The 208-nt window shown below is 47.6% G+C and carries 1 pseudogene; it reads right to left on the bottom strand.

What is annotated here, in order from left to right:
* Positions 1-208 (bottom strand): annotated as a pseudogene (locus WG929_RS21310) (IS630 family transposase); the annotation flags it as partial.

Genomic DNA, 208 nt, shown 5'->3' with positions numbered 1-208 from the left:
CAAAAAGCGTCGTGGTACCATGACGGATATAATCATGTGTTCGTGTTTCGGCATAGCCAAATGACAACGGTAGTGCGGGTTGCGTCCGGTTCAAGGCCTGAATCTGACTCTTTTCATCGACACACAACACCAATGCCTTGTCCGGAGGGTTCATATACAAGCCAACGATGTCGTGAACCTTTTCAACAAAGTAAGGATCTCTCGACAG

The sequence above is a fragment of the Oceanobacter antarcticus genome (assembly GCF_044962685.1).
In the GTDB taxonomy this organism is placed as follows: domain Bacteria; phylum Pseudomonadota; class Gammaproteobacteria; order Pseudomonadales; family Oceanobacteraceae; genus Oceanobacter; species Oceanobacter antarcticus.
This window is presented reverse-complemented; position numbering and strand designations above follow the sequence as displayed.